The sequence below is a fragment of the Mycobacterium sp. JS623 genome, from assembly GCF_000328565.1.
Classification (GTDB): domain Bacteria; phylum Actinomycetota; class Actinomycetes; order Mycobacteriales; family Mycobacteriaceae; genus Mycobacterium.
This window is the reverse complement of record NC_019966.1, coordinates 322,689-340,281: the sequence shown is the minus strand read 5'-3', so window position 1 is coordinate 340,281 and position 17,593 is coordinate 322,689. Positions and strand designations below refer to the sequence as shown.

At 65.2% G+C, this 17,593-nt stretch carries 16 protein-coding genes and 1 pseudogene; 7 read left to right on the top strand and 10 right to left on the bottom strand.

The genetic code is table 11. From position 1 onward, the window contains the following. Positions 1-76: 76 nt before the first annotated feature. Together MYCSM_RS01560 and MYCSM_RS36945 are read left to right on the top strand one after the other, a co-directional pair. On the top strand, positions 77-1,423 hold the full coding sequence (locus tag MYCSM_RS01560; RefSeq protein ID WP_015304365.1) for a PE-PPE domain-containing protein: 1,347 nt from the start codon (positions 77-79) through the stop codon (positions 1,421-1,423). Between the two features lie 71 nt (positions 1,424-1,494). Further along, complete coding sequence (locus tag MYCSM_RS36945; RefSeq protein WP_015304364.1) at positions 1,495-1,638, top strand: hypothetical protein; 144 nt, start codon at positions 1,495-1,497, stop codon at positions 1,636-1,638. 32 nt (positions 1,639-1,670) lie between these two features. Here the strand turns inward: MYCSM_RS36945 and MYCSM_RS01555 are convergent, their stop codons facing one another. From MYCSM_RS01555 to MYCSM_RS01545, 3 genes are all read right to left on the bottom strand, one after another. Beyond that, positions 1,671-2,510 carry a class I SAM-dependent methyltransferase gene (locus MYCSM_RS01555; RefSeq protein ID WP_015304363.1) on the bottom strand — a complete coding sequence of 280 codons (840 nt, stop codon included), beginning with the start codon at positions 2,508-2,510 and terminating at the stop codon, positions 1,671-1,673. A 73-nt stretch (positions 2,511-2,583) separates the two neighbouring features. Beyond that, positions 2,584-3,888: an AurF N-oxygenase family protein gene (locus tag MYCSM_RS01550; protein ID WP_015304362.1), complete on the bottom strand. Its 1,305-nt coding sequence runs from the start codon at positions 3,886-3,888 to the stop codon at positions 2,584-2,586. A gap of 53 nt (positions 3,889-3,941) precedes the next feature. Continuing rightward, positions 3,942-4,142 carry a hypothetical protein gene (locus tag MYCSM_RS01545; RefSeq protein ID WP_041311177.1) on the bottom strand — a complete coding sequence of 67 codons (201 nt, stop codon included), beginning with the start codon at positions 4,140-4,142 and terminating at the stop codon, positions 3,942-3,944. A 32-nt stretch (positions 4,143-4,174) separates the two neighbouring features. Here MYCSM_RS01545 and MYCSM_RS01540 point away from each other — a divergent pair, with 32 nt between their 5' ends. Continuing rightward, the gene (locus tag MYCSM_RS01540) at positions 4,175-4,540 is read left to right on the top strand and encodes an RNA-binding S4 domain-containing protein (RefSeq protein ID WP_041312979.1); all 366 of its coding nucleotides are present in this window, start codon (positions 4,175-4,177) and stop codon (positions 4,538-4,540) included. Positions 4,541-4,555: 15 nt separating this feature from the next. Here the strand turns inward: MYCSM_RS01540 and MYCSM_RS01535 are convergent, their stop codons facing one another. Next, the gene (locus MYCSM_RS01535) at positions 4,556-5,239 is read right to left on the bottom strand and encodes a hypothetical protein (protein WP_198344987.1); all 684 of its coding nucleotides are present in this window, start codon (positions 5,237-5,239) and stop codon (positions 4,556-4,558) included. Positions 5,240-5,957: 718 nt separating this feature from the next. On the opposite strand from MYCSM_RS01535, the pseudogene MYCSM_RS01530 reads away from it, so the two are divergent. Next, positions 5,958-6,371: pseudogene (locus tag MYCSM_RS01530) on the top strand (ABC transporter ATP-binding protein); the annotation flags it as partial. Beyond that, positions 6,368-8,866, top strand: coding sequence for an ABC transporter permease (locus MYCSM_RS01525; RefSeq protein WP_015304357.1), 2,499 nt, complete (start codon positions 6,368-6,370; stop codon positions 8,864-8,866). The pseudogene MYCSM_RS01530 and the gene MYCSM_RS01525, both read left to right, overlap by 4 nt. A gap of 3 nt (positions 8,867-8,869) precedes the next feature. Here the strand turns inward: MYCSM_RS01525 and MYCSM_RS01520 are convergent, their stop codons facing one another. The 4 genes from MYCSM_RS01520 to MYCSM_RS01505 all read right to left on the bottom strand — a co-directional run bounded on the left by MYCSM_RS01520 (position 8,870) and on the right by MYCSM_RS01505 (position 12,150). After that, positions 8,870-9,622, bottom strand: a complete 753-nt coding sequence (locus MYCSM_RS01520) for a hypothetical protein (protein WP_041311176.1) — start codon at positions 9,620-9,622, stop codon at positions 8,870-8,872. A gap of 133 nt (positions 9,623-9,755) precedes the next feature. Continuing rightward, positions 9,756-10,382, bottom strand: a complete 627-nt coding sequence (locus tag MYCSM_RS01515; protein ID WP_041312975.1) for a class I SAM-dependent methyltransferase — start codon at positions 10,380-10,382, stop codon at positions 9,756-9,758. Continuing rightward, complete coding sequence (locus tag MYCSM_RS01510; RefSeq protein ID WP_041312972.1) at positions 10,379-10,948, bottom strand: DUF4389 domain-containing protein; 570 nt, start codon at positions 10,946-10,948, stop codon at positions 10,379-10,381. Before MYCSM_RS01510 ends, MYCSM_RS01515 begins: the two co-directional genes overlap by 4 nt. 26 nt (positions 10,949-10,974) lie before the next feature. Beyond that, positions 10,975-12,150, bottom strand: a complete 1,176-nt coding sequence (locus MYCSM_RS01505; RefSeq protein ID WP_015304353.1) for an FAD-dependent oxidoreductase — start codon at positions 12,148-12,150, stop codon at positions 10,975-10,977. Positions 12,151-12,192: 42 nt separating this feature from the next. Here MYCSM_RS01505 and MYCSM_RS01500 point away from each other — a divergent pair, with 42 nt between their 5' ends. Continuing rightward, on the top strand, positions 12,193-13,698 hold the full coding sequence (locus MYCSM_RS01500; protein ID WP_041311175.1) for a glycosyltransferase family 39 protein: 1,506 nt from the start codon (positions 12,193-12,195) through the stop codon (positions 13,696-13,698). Between the two features lie 3 nt (positions 13,699-13,701). Here MYCSM_RS01500 and MYCSM_RS01495 read toward each other — a convergent pair whose 3' ends face one another. Beyond that, on the bottom strand, positions 13,702-14,517 hold the full coding sequence (locus tag MYCSM_RS01495; RefSeq protein WP_041311173.1) for a glycoside hydrolase family 16 protein: 816 nt from the start codon (positions 14,515-14,517) through the stop codon (positions 13,702-13,704). A 124-nt stretch (positions 14,518-14,641) separates the two neighbouring features. Here MYCSM_RS01495 and MYCSM_RS01490 point away from each other — a divergent pair, with 124 nt between their 5' ends. Continuing rightward, the gene (locus MYCSM_RS01490) at positions 14,642-15,745 is read left to right on the top strand and encodes a DUF7159 family protein (protein WP_015304350.1); all 1,104 of its coding nucleotides are present in this window, start codon (positions 14,642-14,644) and stop codon (positions 15,743-15,745) included. Here the strand turns inward: MYCSM_RS01490 and MYCSM_RS01485 are convergent. Then, complete coding sequence (locus tag MYCSM_RS01485) at positions 15,742-17,517, bottom strand: zinc ribbon domain-containing protein (RefSeq protein WP_232425705.1); 1,776 nt, start codon at positions 17,515-17,517, stop codon at positions 15,742-15,744. The genes MYCSM_RS01490 and MYCSM_RS01485 overlap by 4 nt on opposite strands. Positions 17,518-17,593 lie beyond the last annotated feature (76 nt).

The window sequence follows — 17,593 nt, the reverse complement described above, 5'->3', positions numbered from 1 at the left end:
TTCGGCGGTTGGGTTACCCGCCTTCCTCCGTGTTAGCGTTTGCTCCACTGCGTTGGCATGAGTAGGGGAGGCTCCGATGAGCGGTAAGCACCGCAAGAAAATTTCGCGACCGGCGGCCGCGGTCGCAGCCGTAGTGACGCCCGCCGGCGTCCTCGCCGCTGCGCTGGCGGTGTCCGGATTCTCGCCCGGTGCTGCCCCGAGCACGACGGAAACGTCGGCCCCGTCGGCGGTGGACTTGCTGGCTTTGATTACCCCCGCAAACTCGACGGCGCAGTTCTTCGCGGGGACGACGTACTACGGCACAAATTACGCGAATACGTCGTACGCGCCGCAACAGGTAGTTCCGTTCCTGGCGGGACCCCAAGGCATTGCAAATGCGATCAGCGGTGCCAACGACGGCCCGGGGGGTGACAGAACCGTGGTTCTGGCATCTGGATGGGGCGCCGGGCAGACCGGCACTGCGCTGGGAGAACTAGCCCAGAACAATCCGGGCGCTCTGAGTGACATCGACCTCGCCATTCTCGACAACAACACCAACCGCGCCGCCGGTGGCTTCTGGACGACCTATGCGCCGTTCGCACCGCTGCTGGGGACCTCGGCCGCCCCGACGTCGAGCAACTTGGACTCCCACGTTCTGGACGTCGCATACGCCTACAACATCAACAGCGACGCCCCAACGGATCCGCTGAATCCGTTCGCCGTCGGCAACAGCCTCGCCGCCTATGCCTACGGCTACGGAGGCGAGCAAACCGCCGATGTCCCGCAAGCGGCGATCGACGAGGCAAAAGGTCCCAGCAACGTCCCGCACCATCACTACATCGTGCATCCGGACGGCACCTACACCGCGGTGGACCTGCCGGGAAGCAGCACGACATATGTGACCTTCGAATCCGAGCACTTGCCCCTGCTGCGTCCACTGCGTCTGGTTCCCGGCGGCGACATCGTGGCGAATACCTTGGAACCGACGACGACCGAACTCGTGGACGCGGGATATCAAAATGGCAAGCCGATACCATCCGATCCTCGTGTGCCACAACCGATGACGCCGGGGTCATCGCTCGGCAACCTGGGCGGAGTGCCAGGTTCGATTCCGGCCGGGCTGGCGGCCGGCGCTAGCACCGCGACGCAAGACGTGACCAGCCCGACCAACCTCATCACGAAGCCGATCGATGAGGCGGGCAAGCTCCCATCGCTGCCGGGCGTCTCGTCGCTGCCGGGGCTTTCACCGTCGACGCTGACCAATTCGTCGGTGTCGTCCAACACCCTGAAGGCCAGCTCTCCGAACAAGTTCCTTCCAGGGCTGCCTGGGACGGGTAACAACTCACCGAGCGGTTCGTCCGGCGGGGGCAACGGGCTGAAGAACGTCGCCGACACGGTCAACAACGCTGTCAAGAACGTGACTGACGGCCTGACCGGCAAGTAGGGGTAACTGACGAGCAGCTTGTCTGGCACATGCAACATAGGGGGCACCGAGAGATCGGCATCCCAGTTTAGATGTCGCGTCGTGTGATCGGGTCGACCCGCCCACCCAGCGGGACCGCATTCGCCGGCCCGGTAGCCATGAGCAACGAAGAGAAACTGATCGCCGCTGCGGACGCCGCGGCACCAGCCGTGTACTTCAAGCTCACCATCTTCTAGCCGTTCCGTGAGCATCAACAAGGCGTCAAAGCTCAAGTCACAGCAGGCTTATGGAACGTGTAGACCCGGTATTGCAGAAGGCCGGACTTGGACAGCCACTTCATCCATCGCGTTCCCACGACCATCGTCTTCTCTGCATCCGCTGAGCCTTGTTCGCGGAAGAACCTGATCAGGAACGGGTACGTCGGCATCGTGTGCTTCCGGATGTTGCGACTCGCGTCGAGTCGAAGGCCGGCACGCTTGCCCATGGTCTTGTAACGCCGAAGCGGTACGGCCCCGAGCGTCCCGTAGGACTTCGCGATCCGAGAGCGAATCGCTGTCCAAATCGGGGTCTTGCCAAAGAAAGCCATGACGGGAACGAAGTCGGACACCGCCAGGTAACCGCCCGGCCTGAGCACTCGCGCGACCTCCGCCAGGAAACGCTCGCGGGACGGGAAGTGGAAGATGCATTCGACGGCCAAAACCCGGTCAAAGGAGTTGTCGTCGAACGGAAGCTGACACGCGTCGCCTTCCACCCAGACAATCTGATTGCCGTTCGTTGACTTGGTCTGAGCCTCGGCGGCCGCAAGCTGGCGCGGATCGATGTTCAGGCCAGTGAGATGCATGTCGGCGTGCCCGCCATTGATCCGTTGGATGGTTCCGCCGAATCCGCATCCGACGTCCAGCAGGCGCTGCCCATCTGCGACCTTGCCGGCTTCCAACAGCACGCCGTCCATCGTCTCCATGGCTGCGTGGTAATCGGCTCGGGTTCCCGTCGCGGCCTTGGGGTCATCCCAATAACCCCAGTGCACTTGACGTTCCCACAGCTGCCCGGTCTCACCGCCGTCCTGCCGTTCGTCGATCAGCAAATCGAAATACGGAAGGTCAGGCATGCGCGGAACGTATCACGGTCGAGACTCCATTCGAGGTTGCCGAGCCGGTCGATTGCAGTACCGAAATCAATGGTCAGAGCGTGGGCATGAACTCGGCGAGCGCCCAGATCATGAACACCACCAGAGCAAGTCCGATCAGGCCGCCGGCGGGAATCATGGCTACGCACACCGCCACCCAGACGAAAAGCCTGGGCCATTCGAATTCTTGATTGCCCACCACGCCGCCACGACGTTCGCGGAGCAGGTGGTAGGTCGCCCATACGCCGACGCCGACCGCGGCAACAGCAATGATTCGCAATCCGTCCGGCGTCGCCCCCAGCGCCACGCCAGCCATGATCGCCACGGCCGCAAGACGTCCCCACACGGCCAGTCGATGCCCGACGACGCCGGCCACGGAGTTGTCTCGGTCCGGCTCGCCGCGATACCGCGGTACCGGCCCCTCGACTCCGAACATTCGCCATAGCCAACGCGTCCACACCGTTCGCAGGCCTAGGTCGTCGGCGATGCGGCGAACGTCGGCGGCTGAGTCCGCCATCATCCGGCATGACTGAGCGCTCCTCCAGTAAGCGGACTTGAAAACCCTTCGCGGCACGCCGAATTGGCGGGCGAAAGTGCGCGGCGGTCCCATCGACTCCCCGATCAACCACCGTAGATAGAACGGAAAGGCGATGGCATATGTCGCCCGCCTGAAGCGGCTGGACCACCGCATCCGTTGCGCCAGATAGTCGTCGGCGAATGTGATGTGACGGGCTTCTTCGGCCAGGTGGATGTAGGTGATCTTGTTGAGCAGCGGCGGTACTTTCGCCGCGCCACGATGCTGCAGGGTCTGCTGATAGTGCAGCGGCTGTTCACCGCATAGCACCCCGATGAAATGGAAGATGCTGGCGTAGCCGCCGATGAAGCCAATGATCGGACCGACGAACCGGGAGCCTCGCCGCATCCCGGGAACGTCTTCGCCGCTGCGGTTGATGAACTCTTGGAACATCAGGATGTGATTGGCTTCGTCGATCAACTCCTCCATGAGATAGCGAAAGACTGGCGAACCATTCCGCAGATTGCCGGCGTAGTGCACCACCCCGCGGATCAACATCTGTTCGAACTGAATCGTCGCCTTGAGCGTGTTCGCGGTAATCCAGCGGCCCATGTCGATTCGTCGCTGCAACGGCTGTCGGGCATACCAGTCCGTCGCCGCAAGGGGATCTGTCTTCGAGTCCAGCTGCCATCGCGGATCGTCTTTGTCCAGAGCGTTATCTGGTGCGTCCCAGTCGATGTCGACGTACGGATCGAAGCGCAGACGAGTCGTCGCCTGCGACAGAGCCTCCACCCTCTCGAAGTGGGAACCCTCAAGCGCGCGGTCCGCGTCGTTGATCGCCGTCATGTTCCCATCCGTTAGGCCAGGTTGTCGGCTGACGGTATCAACCAGTGGGTTTGCTAACCGCGCCGAACTTGTATGGACTCGGTGTCGATTTCGTCTGCAATCGGTAACGATTCGCCGGCGGCGATGTCGGCATGGAGGTCGCGATCGCCGTACGGGATCACCAGGCCGCCACGGACATGGCGGCAGCGTTCGTCGCGGATTCGTCTGCGCGCGAACACGAAATCGATGCCAGGAACCCGGTACGCGAACGCCACCGGTGAAGAGTCGGCAGGCCATGATGGATGCCATGGAGTCGACCCGCGTGGATAGGTGGTTGTGGGCCGTCCGGCTGACCAAGACCCGCACCGACGCCGCCGCAGCATGCCGGGGTGGACACGTGCGTATCAACGACCGTCCAGCGAAGCCCGCGACCACGGTGTGTCCGGGCGACAAGGTGCATGCCCGGATCGGCGACAGAACCCGCATCGTCGAGGTGACCCGGGTGATCCAGAAGCGTGTCGGCGCCGCCGACGCCGTGACGTGCTACCTCGATCACTCACCAGCCCCGCCGCCGACGCCGTATGCGCCTGTGGCCGTTCGCGATCGCGGCGCTGGCAGGCCGACGAAACGAGACCGCAGGCTGCTCGACAAGTGGCGGGCGAGCCAACGCTGAGCGCTTCACCGCCGCTCAGCGGTAGTAGGTCTCTCCGCCTGTCGGATAGCCGCCGCCGGTGGTCGTCACGTGGACGTGGTCAAAGTGGCCGTATCCGCCGCGCTGCGCCCCGCCTGGGGTGTAGTAAACGCCCCGCCAGATCGCGTCCTGGATGCCGAATACACCCGCGTTCTGCAGCACGTATGCCACGATCTGGTCGCCGAGCGCGATTCCCGCGGCACTGCTCGGGTTCGGGATCATCACGTCGAGGGCCAAGCCGTCCGGGTGCCACCGCAGCGCGTCGGGGCGAAAGCCACCGATTTCGTGGATCTCGGGGAACTCCTCGCTGATGTGACGCGCGGTCAAAATAGTTCTGACCTGCAGGCCCCTCTCCGGGGCTACTCCTGGCGGCAGCGCGCGGTCGACGACCCGATATCGTGAGGCCGAAACCAATTGAGCAGCAACAGGATTCGCATCCGACTGCGCGCCTGCCGGTTCCACCGACGGCATAGCAGGCGGCGCCGCGACGATCTCGAAACAGCACGGCGCGGCAGGGGTGGCCGCCGGCGCAACCCTGGGCAGGGCTGGCCTGGCTTCGGGTTGCGTGGCGAATGGATGGACGTCTCCGGCAACGGCGAAGAACATGGCGGCGGGGGCGATGAGCGCAGCCAGGGCAACAGGCGGCTTTCGCCGCTCCCTGGCTGATGAGTGCCGGCCCACGGCAAGCACCATACGAAATAACAGGGGCAAATGTCACGAAGTTGTCACGACGGGATCACAGAATGGGGTTCGTCCCAATTGCGCCGCGGAGCAATCCAGCCAGTGTTTCCGCAGTTCAACGGCCTTTTTGGGGGCCGAAATCGCCTCCCGGCGTCGCGTAACCGCATGTGCCCGGTCAGGGAATCGGCAGGGGGCCGCCCCCGCCCTGAGACTCCTGAAGCCCGATGCATTCGCCGGTGTTGGCCCCGGTGCATGGAATGCCATCTACTTGCGGAAGGGCGGGGGTGCCCGGCACTGCCTCCGGAACGTTTTGCTCCGCTCCTGACACGCAAGCTTCGCTCGTGGGCTCCATCACGTAACCAGCAGGACACTCCGCGACCGGCGCCGGCGCATTCAGGGCCGGTACGACCGCGGCGACGGCCGGACTGGCAGCAACAGCGACCGCAAAACCGCCTATCAGGATTGCTCGCCGCGATGAAAGTCGAAAGCTCATCGCCCGCCCCCTTTCTGGAGTTTATTAACGCAAGCGACATTAACTGTAGACAGCAATTGACCTTGTCGCGGGCCAAATTGGCAGACCTAACCCGGAGTAAGCTGCTGATGCTGCCGACAGCAACAATTCGTACTGTCGGAGCGGGGGTGAGCCGCGATGAGCGATGCTTCCGATCCGCGCCAGCGCGAGCTGACCGGCGGGCCGTCGGGCGCTGGCAAGAGCACGCTGCCGACGATGTCGGCGTGGGAGAACGTGGCGGTGCCGAAGCTCCTCGACGGCGTGCGACTGGGCAAAGTCAAGGCGGATGCGGTCAGTCTCCTCGACAGGGTCGGGCTGGGCAATCGCACCCAACACCGACCGTCGGAACTCTCCGGTGGCCAGATGCAGCGGGTAGCGGTGGCACGCGCGCTGATGATGGACCCGCCGCTGATCCTTGCCGACGAACCGACCGGAAACCTCGATACCGCAACGGGCGCTTCGATCTTGGCGCTTCTGGCCGAGGTGGTGCATGAAGAGGACAGCGGTCGCCTTGTGGTGATGGTGACTCACAATTCCGATGCAGCGGCCGCGACCGATCGCGTGATCACGTTGCAGGACGGTCGGCTCGGTTCCGACGAGATGTCGGTGGTTGGCCGGTGAGCCCCGGTTCGACGATCGGCGCCGCTGCGAGCCGGCTCCGGCTGTTCAGCCTGCGAGAGCTCGCCGTGCATCGGCGACGCACCATCGCCTCGATCGCCGTAATGTCGGTATCTGCAATGTATTTGGTCGCAGTGTTCGGCATCTTCGGGTCGATCACCGGCTCAGTCAACCGACTGGCCGACGGCATCGCAGGCATCGCCGCGCTCGAAGTCTCTGGCATCACCGACGCGGGATTTCCCGACACGATCACCGCTGACGTCGCCGCAGTGCCCGGTGTTGCGACGGCGGCGCCCATGATCCGGATGTCCGCGCCGACGGCGACGGGTGAGGTCCTGCTGTTCGGCGCCGACAAGAGCAGTGCCGAGTTGGGCGGCGCGCTGAAAGACGCCGTCGCACAACCGGTGGAGCAGCTGTCGCAGGCGCCGGACGGTGTACAGGTGGGGCCGTCTGTGGGCCGCAAGAAGGGCGACAAGTTCCAGGTTGGCTCCGGCGAGGTCACCGTCACCGACGTGCTCACCGGCAAGCAACTCACCGACCTCAACGGCGGCCACTATGTGCTTGCCCCACTTGCATTGGCGCAGAACGTCACAGATCGGCACGGTCAGCTCGACTCGATCCTGATCACCGTCAAACCCGGTGCCGACCCCGCGAACGTGCGCACCGCGGTCACCAACGCCGTCAACGGCCGCGCAATCGTCGCTCCCCCGAGCATGCGGGCGGCCCGCGCGGGCGACAGCGTCAAGATGATGAATTACATGGCCCTGATGGGCGCCGTGGTCGCGTTGATCGTCGGCGCCTTTCTCGTCTACACCACCATGACGATGGCGATCACCCAACGCAGGCCGGTCATCTCGATGCTGCGTGCGATCGGCGGCCGCCGCGCCACCATCGTTCGGGACATGCTTGCAGAGGCCGCGTTCCTCGGCCTGACCGGTGGCGCGATCGGGTCAGGCATCGGAATACTGCTGGGCCGCATCGCGATTGGTCGACTGCCACCGGCGATGACCCAAGGTCTTGAAGCGCGCATCGAATACTGGCTGCCCGGCTATGCGATACCGGCGGCGCTTGCGACGACGGTGCTCACCAGCGTCCTGGCATCGGCCATGGCCGCGCGGCAGGTATACAAGGTGTCGCCCATCGAGGCACTGGCACCAGTCGGAGTCTCCGCGGCAGACCGCGTTCCGCGGTGGCTGCGGATCGCCATCGGTGTTGGCGCTGTCACCGTGTTCGCCATGTCGATCGTGATCGTCCTCGGGCGAACCGGCACCATCGCCGTTGCCGCGATGTCGGCACTCTTCTGCGCCGAGATCGCTCTCGGTTTCGCGCTCGCCGGGCCCATGGTGAAGGCCACCGCCGCAACCGCCCGCATGTTCGGATCGGCGGGCGCGCTCGCGGCGGCGACCATCGAGCGTTCGCCACGCCGTGTGTGGGCCACCGTGATGACCGTGCTCATCGCTGTGGTCACCACCGTCGTCATCACCGGCACGAACTCGGACATGATCCGGTCGGCCCGCGACATCTTCGCCCACGTAGCGGATGTCGACGTCTTGGTGAGCGCCGACTCGCCCGACAGGTTCGCCACTGATGCTCTGCCGCAAGGCCTTTCGGAGAAGGTGGCCGCGCTGCCCGGCGTGGCGCGTGTCACCGAGGGCGCGTTCGCGTTCGCCGTTGTCGGCGGCACCCGGGTGATGCTCGACGGGTTCACCGCGGGCACCGCCGATGCGCTCTACCACGCGCTTGATCCGCGAATCCGCGACGACGTCCTCGCCGGCCGCGGAGTGGTGCTCACCAAGAACCTTGGCAAGTCGCTGGCCGTCAAGGTCGGCGACACACTGCGGATGCAGACGCCACACGGCCCGAAGCAAGTGACCGTACTGGCACTGGTGCCGTACTTCTCAACCGTGATCGGCACGGTCGGAATGAATCTCGATCAGCTCCGGCAGTGGTTCGACCGTCCGGCGTCGACCACTCTGCAAGTCAAAGCCGCCGCGGATCCCAAGCGCGTGCTGCAAGACGTACGCCGCGTCGTACCCGCCCCGAACTATGTGTACGACGGAGCGGCGGCGCTCGCGGGCATCGAAGCGCCGATGCAGCAGAGCATGTTCATCGCCAATGCCGTGTGGATCATCGTCGCATTCGTCGCTGCCGTCGCACTTCTCAACACGTTGACCCTCTCGGTGCTCGAGCGGCGGCGGGAGATCGGGGTGCTGCGAGCGATGGGATCCAGCCGCCGATTCACCCTCGCAATGGTGCTCGCCGAGGCTACGAGCATCGGCGTCGTCGGCGGTGTGTTGGGACTGTTGTTCGGCCTGGCGGATCAGTGGCTCTACAGCCTCGTCAGCGAGGACATCATGAACTTCACCGTCGACTTCCGGCCCAGCCCAATGGCGCTCGCCTTCACGGTCGGCGCGATCGCGATCAGCCTGCTCGGCTCGCTGCCGCCAGCTCGACGCGCCGCCCGACTGAACATCATCGAAGCGGTGAGTGTCGAATAGCCGTCAGAACCCCGCCCGAACCAGAGACGTAAACAGTACGGCGAACGGATCCTCGACCGGAATGGCGATTGAGAAATCCAAGAACGGACTCATGAGCGTATTCACGGTGTGCCCCGCAACCCCAATGCTCGACGCGCCGAGCCCCAAGCTGTCCTCGGGGTTCGTCCCAGACGTCAAGACGTTCGTGAATAACGGCGTGCGCAGAACAAACGCAACGTAGTGATTGTCATCGGGGTCGGCGGCCGACGTCACCGAGAACAGGCCGAAGAACCCGTGGGTCGACGTGATGAAGTCGGGGTCGGCCGCAGACGTCGTCGCCGTTGCCGCAGACGTCGTCGCCGTTGCCGCGGACGTCGTCGCCGTTGCCGCGGACGTCGTCGCCGTTGATTCGCGGCGCGCGAGACCCAGCATCGTCAGCTCCGCCGGCGCAGGCGCCGGTGCGGCAGGCGTGCGCGAAGGCTGCCCGACCGCGGTCGCCGTGAGCGCGGCCACCTTCAGGGACGTCTTCGCCACCGACGAACTCGCATCACCTTTGTGCAGATCACTTCCTGACTTCTTCGGTGTCACCGTGGTCTCGTCGGCCTGTGTCGGCGGGTGCCGACGTGGCTTAGGGGCGTCGCTCGTGGACGACGAATCAGGCGACGAAGCGCCCTTCTTGCCCGACGGCGGATCGGACGACTGTGACGACCCCCCAGCCGATGAACCCTTGCCGGAATCGCCCGGTGCCGCCGACGCCACCGCCGGCGTGTTCGCCATTGCAAGCCCTATGCCGAGCGCAACCGCCAAGGCCCAACCGACTCGCTTTGCATTTTCCATGGGTGGTTTCCCTCCGCTCACCCGCTTGGTCGCAATCCCTCTGTACGGTTCACGGCGGACACCGGCGCGGGGTTCAAATCTTGCGGGCGGTGGCGAACCCCAGCAGTTGCGGCGTGCACGGGGGCGGTACGGGGGTGCGTCGGATTTTGCGTAGTCCGCCGGTGTCGAATCCGGCCTTTGCAATGGCGTCGATGGTTCGGCGGTTCGGCTTGCAACCCGAAGCCAACCACGACCACGGCTTTGCGATCAGGTCCTGGAACCGACCCATCGCGCCATCGCCACGGACATGCTCGAGGACCACGAGTCGGCCTCCGGGCACCAGCACACGCCGGATTTCGCGAAGGCTCGCGCCCACATCGTCGACCGAGCACAACACCAGTCCGACGTGTAACGACTCGAAACTGTTGTCGGGGAAAGGAATTGACTCTGCGACCCCGTCGACGATCTCGATCGCGATGCCGCGCCGCGCGGCAAGAGTCGATGCCATCCGCCGGAACGCCGCCTCCGGCTCGACGGCGGCTACCGACGTCACAGCGGGCGGAAGAAACATCAAGTCGGTCCCCGGCCCGATGCCGATCATCAGCAGCCGGCCGGTCGCATTGCTCATCGCCTCTCGGCGATACCGGTCGAAGAACAGCTTGCCGAACACCGGCATACCGAGTCGGTACACATAAGGAAATAACGGATTGCGACGCGTTATGTTTTGCCCAAATCTAGCCGGAATGGCGGATATTCGTCCCGCATCAACGAAACATACACCGCAACTCGATAACGCCATCGGACGATTCCCATCAGCAGATCGAACATCCCCTGATGCGTCTCGCCGGTGAACAACAACCACCCCGCATTGATGACGCACAGTACTTGCAGAAATGGCTCCAACGCCCAGCAGAGAATGATCTGCGGAAAGCCCAGCAGCCACCATTTCACCAGCACCGCCCAGTTCGACAAGTGGTCTGGATAGTCGACTTCGAGGTCACCCGGATAGTCCGGTCGAGGCGCCATCGTGAACGGCGGGTACTTGTCGGTGGTGTTCATCGGGAAGCGGTAATTCATCACTCGCCACGACCAGCGCAGCACCCCGACGTTGAAATCGAAGATGGGCCGCGGATACCGGCCGGTGAACAAGATCGCCACGCCCGCAACGAAAGTCGTCAGCGGGTACACCAAGTACAGTCCTATCAAGATCGGGTAGTGCGGCGCGGCCAGCACGCACCATTTGACGAGCCACAGCCAACGCGACGGGTTGTCGATGGCGCCCCGCACCCGCACCGGTTCGGTCGACGTGACAGTCATGAGCTGGTCGTGGCCGCGAGGTCTCGGCTGACCTCCGCGCAAATCCGGCGGTGACTCACCGAACTCAGGAACGTCGTCAGCGCCCACGTCATGTACCGATCCGGGATCACCGCAGCCGGCCTCAGCACGGATTCACCATGCGATACCTGCAGCGAGGTCACCCGCGAAACGGCCGCCACACTGCGCCGCCGAGTCTTTTCGTACCAGCGCAACGCTTTCGACAAGTCGCCGTCCCGCCGATCGGCAAGTGCCTTACACAACACCATCGTGTCGAGCAGCGCCTGGTTTGTTCCTTGCGCGAGGGTCGGCGGCATCGTGTGCGCGGCATCCCCAAGCAGTGTCAGCGGACCGCGGCCCGGCGGCGGTATCGGATGCCGAAAATGCGGATATGGCGAATCGGCAAGGTCCTCGTCGGTGAGCGTCGCCAGTAGGCCGTCGACCGCCTCGCACCAACCGGTGAAGTGCTCGCGGATCACGTCGATCGGCCGTTGCGGCCGCACGAATCCGTGTGACCACGGCAAGTCGAACCACCACTGCACCTCGCAGCCACCGGCAGGCCACAGCCCCAGGTTTCCGCGCTCGCCGATGACCAACAGCGCGACGCGCTGATCGGTGAGGCCCGGAAGCGTCGCCAGCCCCTGCCAGCTGCACCACCCAGTCGGCTCGGCATCCCGCGCGCCGAGAATGTCGCGCACCTTCGAGTGCAGGCCGTCAGCTCCGACCAGCAGGTCGCCCTCGGCCGCGGTGCCGTCTTCGAACTCGACGCGCACGCCGTCGTCTCCAGTGACCACGGCGGCCGCGCGACGGTTGTAGCTGATGCGGTCAGTCGGGAAGCCGCGTAGCAGCCGGTCGAGCACGACTCGACGCGGGACCATCCGCACCGGTGCGCCCAGGCGGTCGGTGATCACGGTCAGGTCGAGTGTGACGAGCGGACGCCCCGTCGAGGTCACCACGCGCACGCGGGAAAGCTCCTGACCGGCGCCCTCCATGTCGACGCCGAGCTGCTCGAGAACCGTCGCGCCGTTGGACCAGATGGTGACTGCGCCGCCGCCCGGCTGGGCAGCGGGTCGCTGTTCGAAGACAGTGACGTCGTGTCCGTCGCGCAGCAACCCCCTGGCGACGGAGATGCCACCCACACCAGCGCCGACGACGAGGACTCGCAGCCTCCCCACGCAATCAGGCTACGACGAAGACTCTGGCAACATAGCCGTCTGATGAGACTGAGGCCGGCCGTGCGCGACCCCCTGATCGTCGGGGTGTTGGGCGCCGCAGTCAGTCTGTGTGGCGCGGGCCGCCCGTCTTTCTGGTACGACGAGGCAGCCACCATTTCCGCTTCATACAGCCGATCGCTGCCACAGCTGTGGCAGATGTTGGGCAATGTCGACGCCGTCCACGGCCTGTACTACCTAGTCATGCACGGCTGGTTCCAGTTCTTCCCGCCGACGGAGTTCGCCTCACGTGCACCAAGCGGCCTGGCTGTCGGAGTCGCGGCTGCGGGCGTCGTGGTGTTGGGCAGGCAGTTTTCGACCAGAACCGTCGCCATTAGCTCGGGGGTGCTGTGCGCGATTCTGCCCCGGGCGACGTGGGCGGGTATCGAGGCTCGGCCATATGCACTTTCGATGATGGCTGCGGTCTGGCTGACCGTGCTACTGGTCTACACCGTGCGCCGGAACAACGCATGGCTCTGGCTGTCGTATGCGGTCGCGCTGGCCGCCTCGGTATTGCTCGACGTGTATCTCGCGCTGATGTTGTTGGCGCACAGCGTGTTTATCCTCATCTACCGGCGCTCGCGCCCGGTCCTTCTCAAGTTCGCCATCGCGGCGGTTGCTGCGTGTGGCGCCGTTGCGCCGTTCGTTCTCGAAGCCATGGGCCAGGTGCATCAGATCGTCTGGATCACGCCGGTCGGCCACCGGACCATCGAAGACGTTGCGATTCAACAGTATTTCGAAAGAAGCCCACCGTTCACGATCGTGTCGGCCTTGGTGGTTGCGACGGCCATTGTGGTGTGGGTCTGCACATCGGTGCGCCTAGCCCAGGGAGACCGGCAACTGCTGACGGCGGCCGTCGCATGGCTGGCGATACCGACCGCCGCCATACTCGTATGGTCGGCGTTCGTCGTCCCGATCTACACGCCGCGATACTTGTCCTTCACCGCGCCGGCGATCGCACTGGTGCTCGGCGTCTGCATCGGTGCGCTGGCTGTCAAACCGTGGGTGGCGGCCTCGGTCCTCGGCGCCTTCACTCTTGCCGCTGCCCCGAATTACCTTCTGGTGCAACGCGGCCCGTATGCGAAGTACGGGATGGACTACAGCCAGGTGGCCGATCTGATCACCGCGAAGGCCGCGCCAGGCGATTGTCTGCTCGTCAACGACACCGTGACCTTCATGCCCGCCCCTATGCGGCCGTTGCTCGCGGCACGTCCCGACGCCTACCGGCCGCTGGCCGACCTCAGCCTCTGGCAGCGCGCGACCGACCGCAACGACGTCTTCGACACCAACCTCATTCCAGAGGCGACCGCCGGGCCGTTGAGCGACTGCCGCGTCGTGTGGATCATCACCCAAGCCGACCCGGCCCGGCCTGCTCACGAACAGGATCCGGCCTTGCCGCCCGGTCCACTGTTCGGCGGTACCCCTGCGTTTTCCGTCCCGCGCGATCTAGGCTTCCGGCTGCTCGAGCGCTGGCAGTTCAACCTGGTTCAGGTCATCAAAGCAGCGAAATAGGCGCTACCAGATGCGGATCCAGTCGATGAGCATCGATGCCGGGTAGGTGCCGCCTGCCGGATCACCGGCGCCAACCCCACCTACGGCAAGCGTGAACATGGGCGACAGCCAGTAGCCGGGGTTGTTGAACGGCCACCGCAGATCGGTCACGTTGCCGTGCACAGGGATCGGCTTCGGCGGCACGCTGAAGTACGGCTTTGCGCCGTCGACGTAATCCCGCCAGAACTTGAACCCATCTTCGTCCCAGCGCATCCGCCAGGTGTGCCACGCGCCGTCGACCATCCCTGGGATCGACTTGCCCTCCCAGGTCTTCCCGTTGGAAGCGGCGTGCACTGTGGTTCCAGGAGCCCAGTCCCCATTGCCGTACCACTCGAACATGTCGACCTCGCCGTCTGGCAGCGGGTCTTCGTTCACCGCCCAGTACGCGGGCCAGAGCCCGGGGAACAGGCAGTCGAGTTTGATGCGCGCCTCCCACGTGTGGCCAATCGGCACCCGCCAGTTGCCCCGCAGTTTGCCGGTGTAGTACTGGCCGTCGAAGTCGTGCGTGGCCATCAGGACCAGGTTGGAGTTGCCGTCGAGGAACACGTTTCGGCGATCGTCGCGGTAGATCCCGTCGACCGGCGGGAACACGTCGTCCTGCCAGGTCTGCACCGTCCAGTTCGCCGGGTTGGGTCCGGCGCCCATCGGACCGTTGAAGTCGTCCTGGAACAGGTATGTACCGGGATCGCCGCTGGGCGGCGCAGCTCCGGCCTTCGGTAGCGGGATAGCGGCGGCCAGCGCTGACAGCCCGGCCATCAACATCATGTTTCGACGATCCATCTGAGGCACGAGGTGAACCCTAAAGGCAGAAGCCGCGGCCGTGCGCGATTTGTTGATGGTTTTTGTGAATTTGATTAGAGCGGTAGTCTCGGAACCGATTTATCTCCGATCGGGGAGCAACCAGGTGGACCTCGTACTCGGCCTTTCGATGACATCGGCAGATGTTCGATGGGTGCTGGTAGAGGGCCCGACAGCCGAGGGCGCCACCGTCTGTCGCAACGCAGCCGATCTCGACACCCTCGACGACATCATCGCCGCTGTCGGGGATGACCGCCTGCACGCCGTCGGCGTCACCTGGGCAAACGAGGCCGAAGATGCCGCCTCCACCCTGCTCGACGCGCTGGCGGACCGGGGTCTGTACAACGTCATCACGGTCTCCGAGGAGGAGGCCGCCGACTCGCTGGCGGCGGGCATCGCCGATCGCGGCGGTTATGGCGATGTTGCGGTGTGCATGGTCGAACCCGACGACGCGCTGGTCACAGTGGTTGACGCTGCCGGGGTGACGACCGAGCGCGTCGCGCCGGACGCCGACGAGATGCTCGCCGTACTGGATCGCGCCGAGAGCCATCCTGATGCGATCTTCGTGCTGGGGACGGCCGACGACATCGACTCGATAGCTGCCGCCTTCCACGGTGCAGCGGTGCCGGTCATCACTGCCGCTGAGGCCGATCTGGCGCTGGCCAGGGGCGCTGCGCTCGCGTCAGCGCGTGCGGTCAACACGCTTGATGCGCGGCCCACCCGCTGGCGCATGCCCTCGAGAATCGGCGCGCTGACGTCAGTCGCGGCCGCCGCGGTCGTGGTTTTCGTCGTCGCGTTGTCCGCGGTGCTGGGACTGGCCATGACCCCAGACAGGGATTCGACTGTGGCGCAACGGGATACCGGCACCGGCCAGCCAGCGCAGCTACCGATCGCGCCGTCGGCCGCACAGGCTGCGCCACAACCGGTTCCGGCAGCACCGCCGCCACCGCCGCCCGCGGCGCCTCCCCCGGCTGCAGTCACCCCACCGGCCGCACAAACGATCGTCGAGGCCGTCGCGCCCGTGCCGGACGCCATCCCGATGATCGAGCCGCCGGCCGCGCCCGCGCCCGCGCCACCGGCCTACGTCCCACCGCCTCCGCCGCCGGCCTACGTCCCCCCGCCGCCGCAACCGCGATTGCGCGACCGGATCATCGAACGCATCCCGATCATCAACCGGTTCCACGAGCCGCAATACCCATACGGGAACTAGCGCCGCGAGTTGTCGCGCCAGATAAAGCTATTCACGTATTTGCCCATATCCAAGGCGAGTTGCATGTTCACCCCGGACGGGTGTCCGCTGCCGAAGTCGGGACTGAATTGGTGGTACGGGCCGATCGCGGCTGCCACCAACGCATAGTTGTTCTTGATCGCCACCATCACCAGCAGCCGCAGTCTCGTGAAGCTGCCCGAGGCATCCTGCGGGTATTCGTCTTTGACGACTCCGTAACCCGGCTGATAGCCCACCAAAGCGTTGGGAATCTCGTAATCCGTTGTGGCATCTGGGTATTTGTCGCCGATGAGTGTTTCGGCAATTTGCTTCGAGGTGCGCCCAGCCGCGGGTACGCCGAAGAACTGCATGGTGCCCGTGTCGCCCGCCTTGAAGTCGACGTCCACGCCATCGCCGCGCAGCGTCACCTCGTATGCCGTTCCGGCGCGGGGATATTGGACAGAAAACCTGCCGTCGCTGGACATGAACCATGGATTCGTCTCGACGGGCTTTCCGATCGGCGGCTGCCCACAGTCGGGCGGACAGACGAAGCGCGGAACGCTCGGCACTGCGAGCACAGACACCGTCACTGCTGCCGCGATCGCCACCGCCATGCCAGCGCCGACAGTCGTCAGCAATCGGGCATGCGTCGTGGTGGGCGCAGGCGCGGCGTCATACGGCCCTGGCGGCAGCGCGTATCCAGGCCGGGTGACTTCCACGCCCGTGGCTGAAAGCCGATCGCTGCGCGAGGTTCGCGACGCCGCTCGGGCTGCCACGCCGCAGTTGGGACAGAACGCGGCATTCGGCACGACGTGCTCGCAATGCGGACACAACACCTGCGCATCGGCGATCAGCTCGTCATGAGATTCGTTGAGCAGTGCGATCTGCAGGCCAATCCGCAAAGCCACCAATGTAAACGCCGCGGTGAGCAGGTGCAGGCCGACGTGCAGCCCATTCGTCGCCGAGGCCAACTCGATCACCGCAAGTCCCGCCGAAAGGCCAAGCACCACAAGACAACTCAACGCAACCAGTGGCATCCACGGCCGGCTATCTTGGCCCTTCGCGCGGTGGAACCACAGGTTGGCGCCCACCAAGCCGCCTGCGGCCGCCGCCGTCAACGGCAACGCCACCCCATGAATAGCCGCTTCGGCAAGCAGCCCACTGATGGGCCGGTCTCGGGCGGTTGGCCCGGTTGCGAATTGCGGAGCCAGCCGGGTCAGCGTCGCAGCTGCGGTAAACGCGATCGCACCCAGTGCACCGATGACGAACCCGTCCAACGACTCTCGTGTGCCTGGACGCCATAGCCGCACCACCACGGCCGGGAGCAGCATGAGCAGCGGGCCCCCTGCCGGAATGAGCAACGAGGCGAATGCCGACGTGGCCGGCGCGTTGCTGAGCCCGACGTCGTAAGAGGCGGCGACGATGTCACCGGTGAGCAGGGCCCAGCCGACACCGAGCCCGACACCCAGCAGCGCGGCCAGCGCAAGAGTGCCGAGCGGCAGATCGTCGTCGATGTCGGACTCGTGCAGATAGCAGCCGAACACCAGCGGCAGCCCCAGCGCGCTCACTGCTATCAGCGGTGCCTGCCATCGGAGCAGCCCTAACGCGACAAGCGCTAAAAACAAGAGTGCCAATACAATCCGGAACGGTGCCCGCGACGGATGCGGCAGGTGCGGGAAGAGTGAACTGGCCACAGACAACCGCAGCGCATGCTCGCCGGGCGCGGCGGCATACGCCGCCGGAGGCAGCACGCCGCGGCGCTTCCCGTCAGACATGTGCGCACCGCAGCGTGCACAGAACGCGCCCGCGGGGACATCCGTCTGGCACGCCGGACACCGCATTGGGGGAACA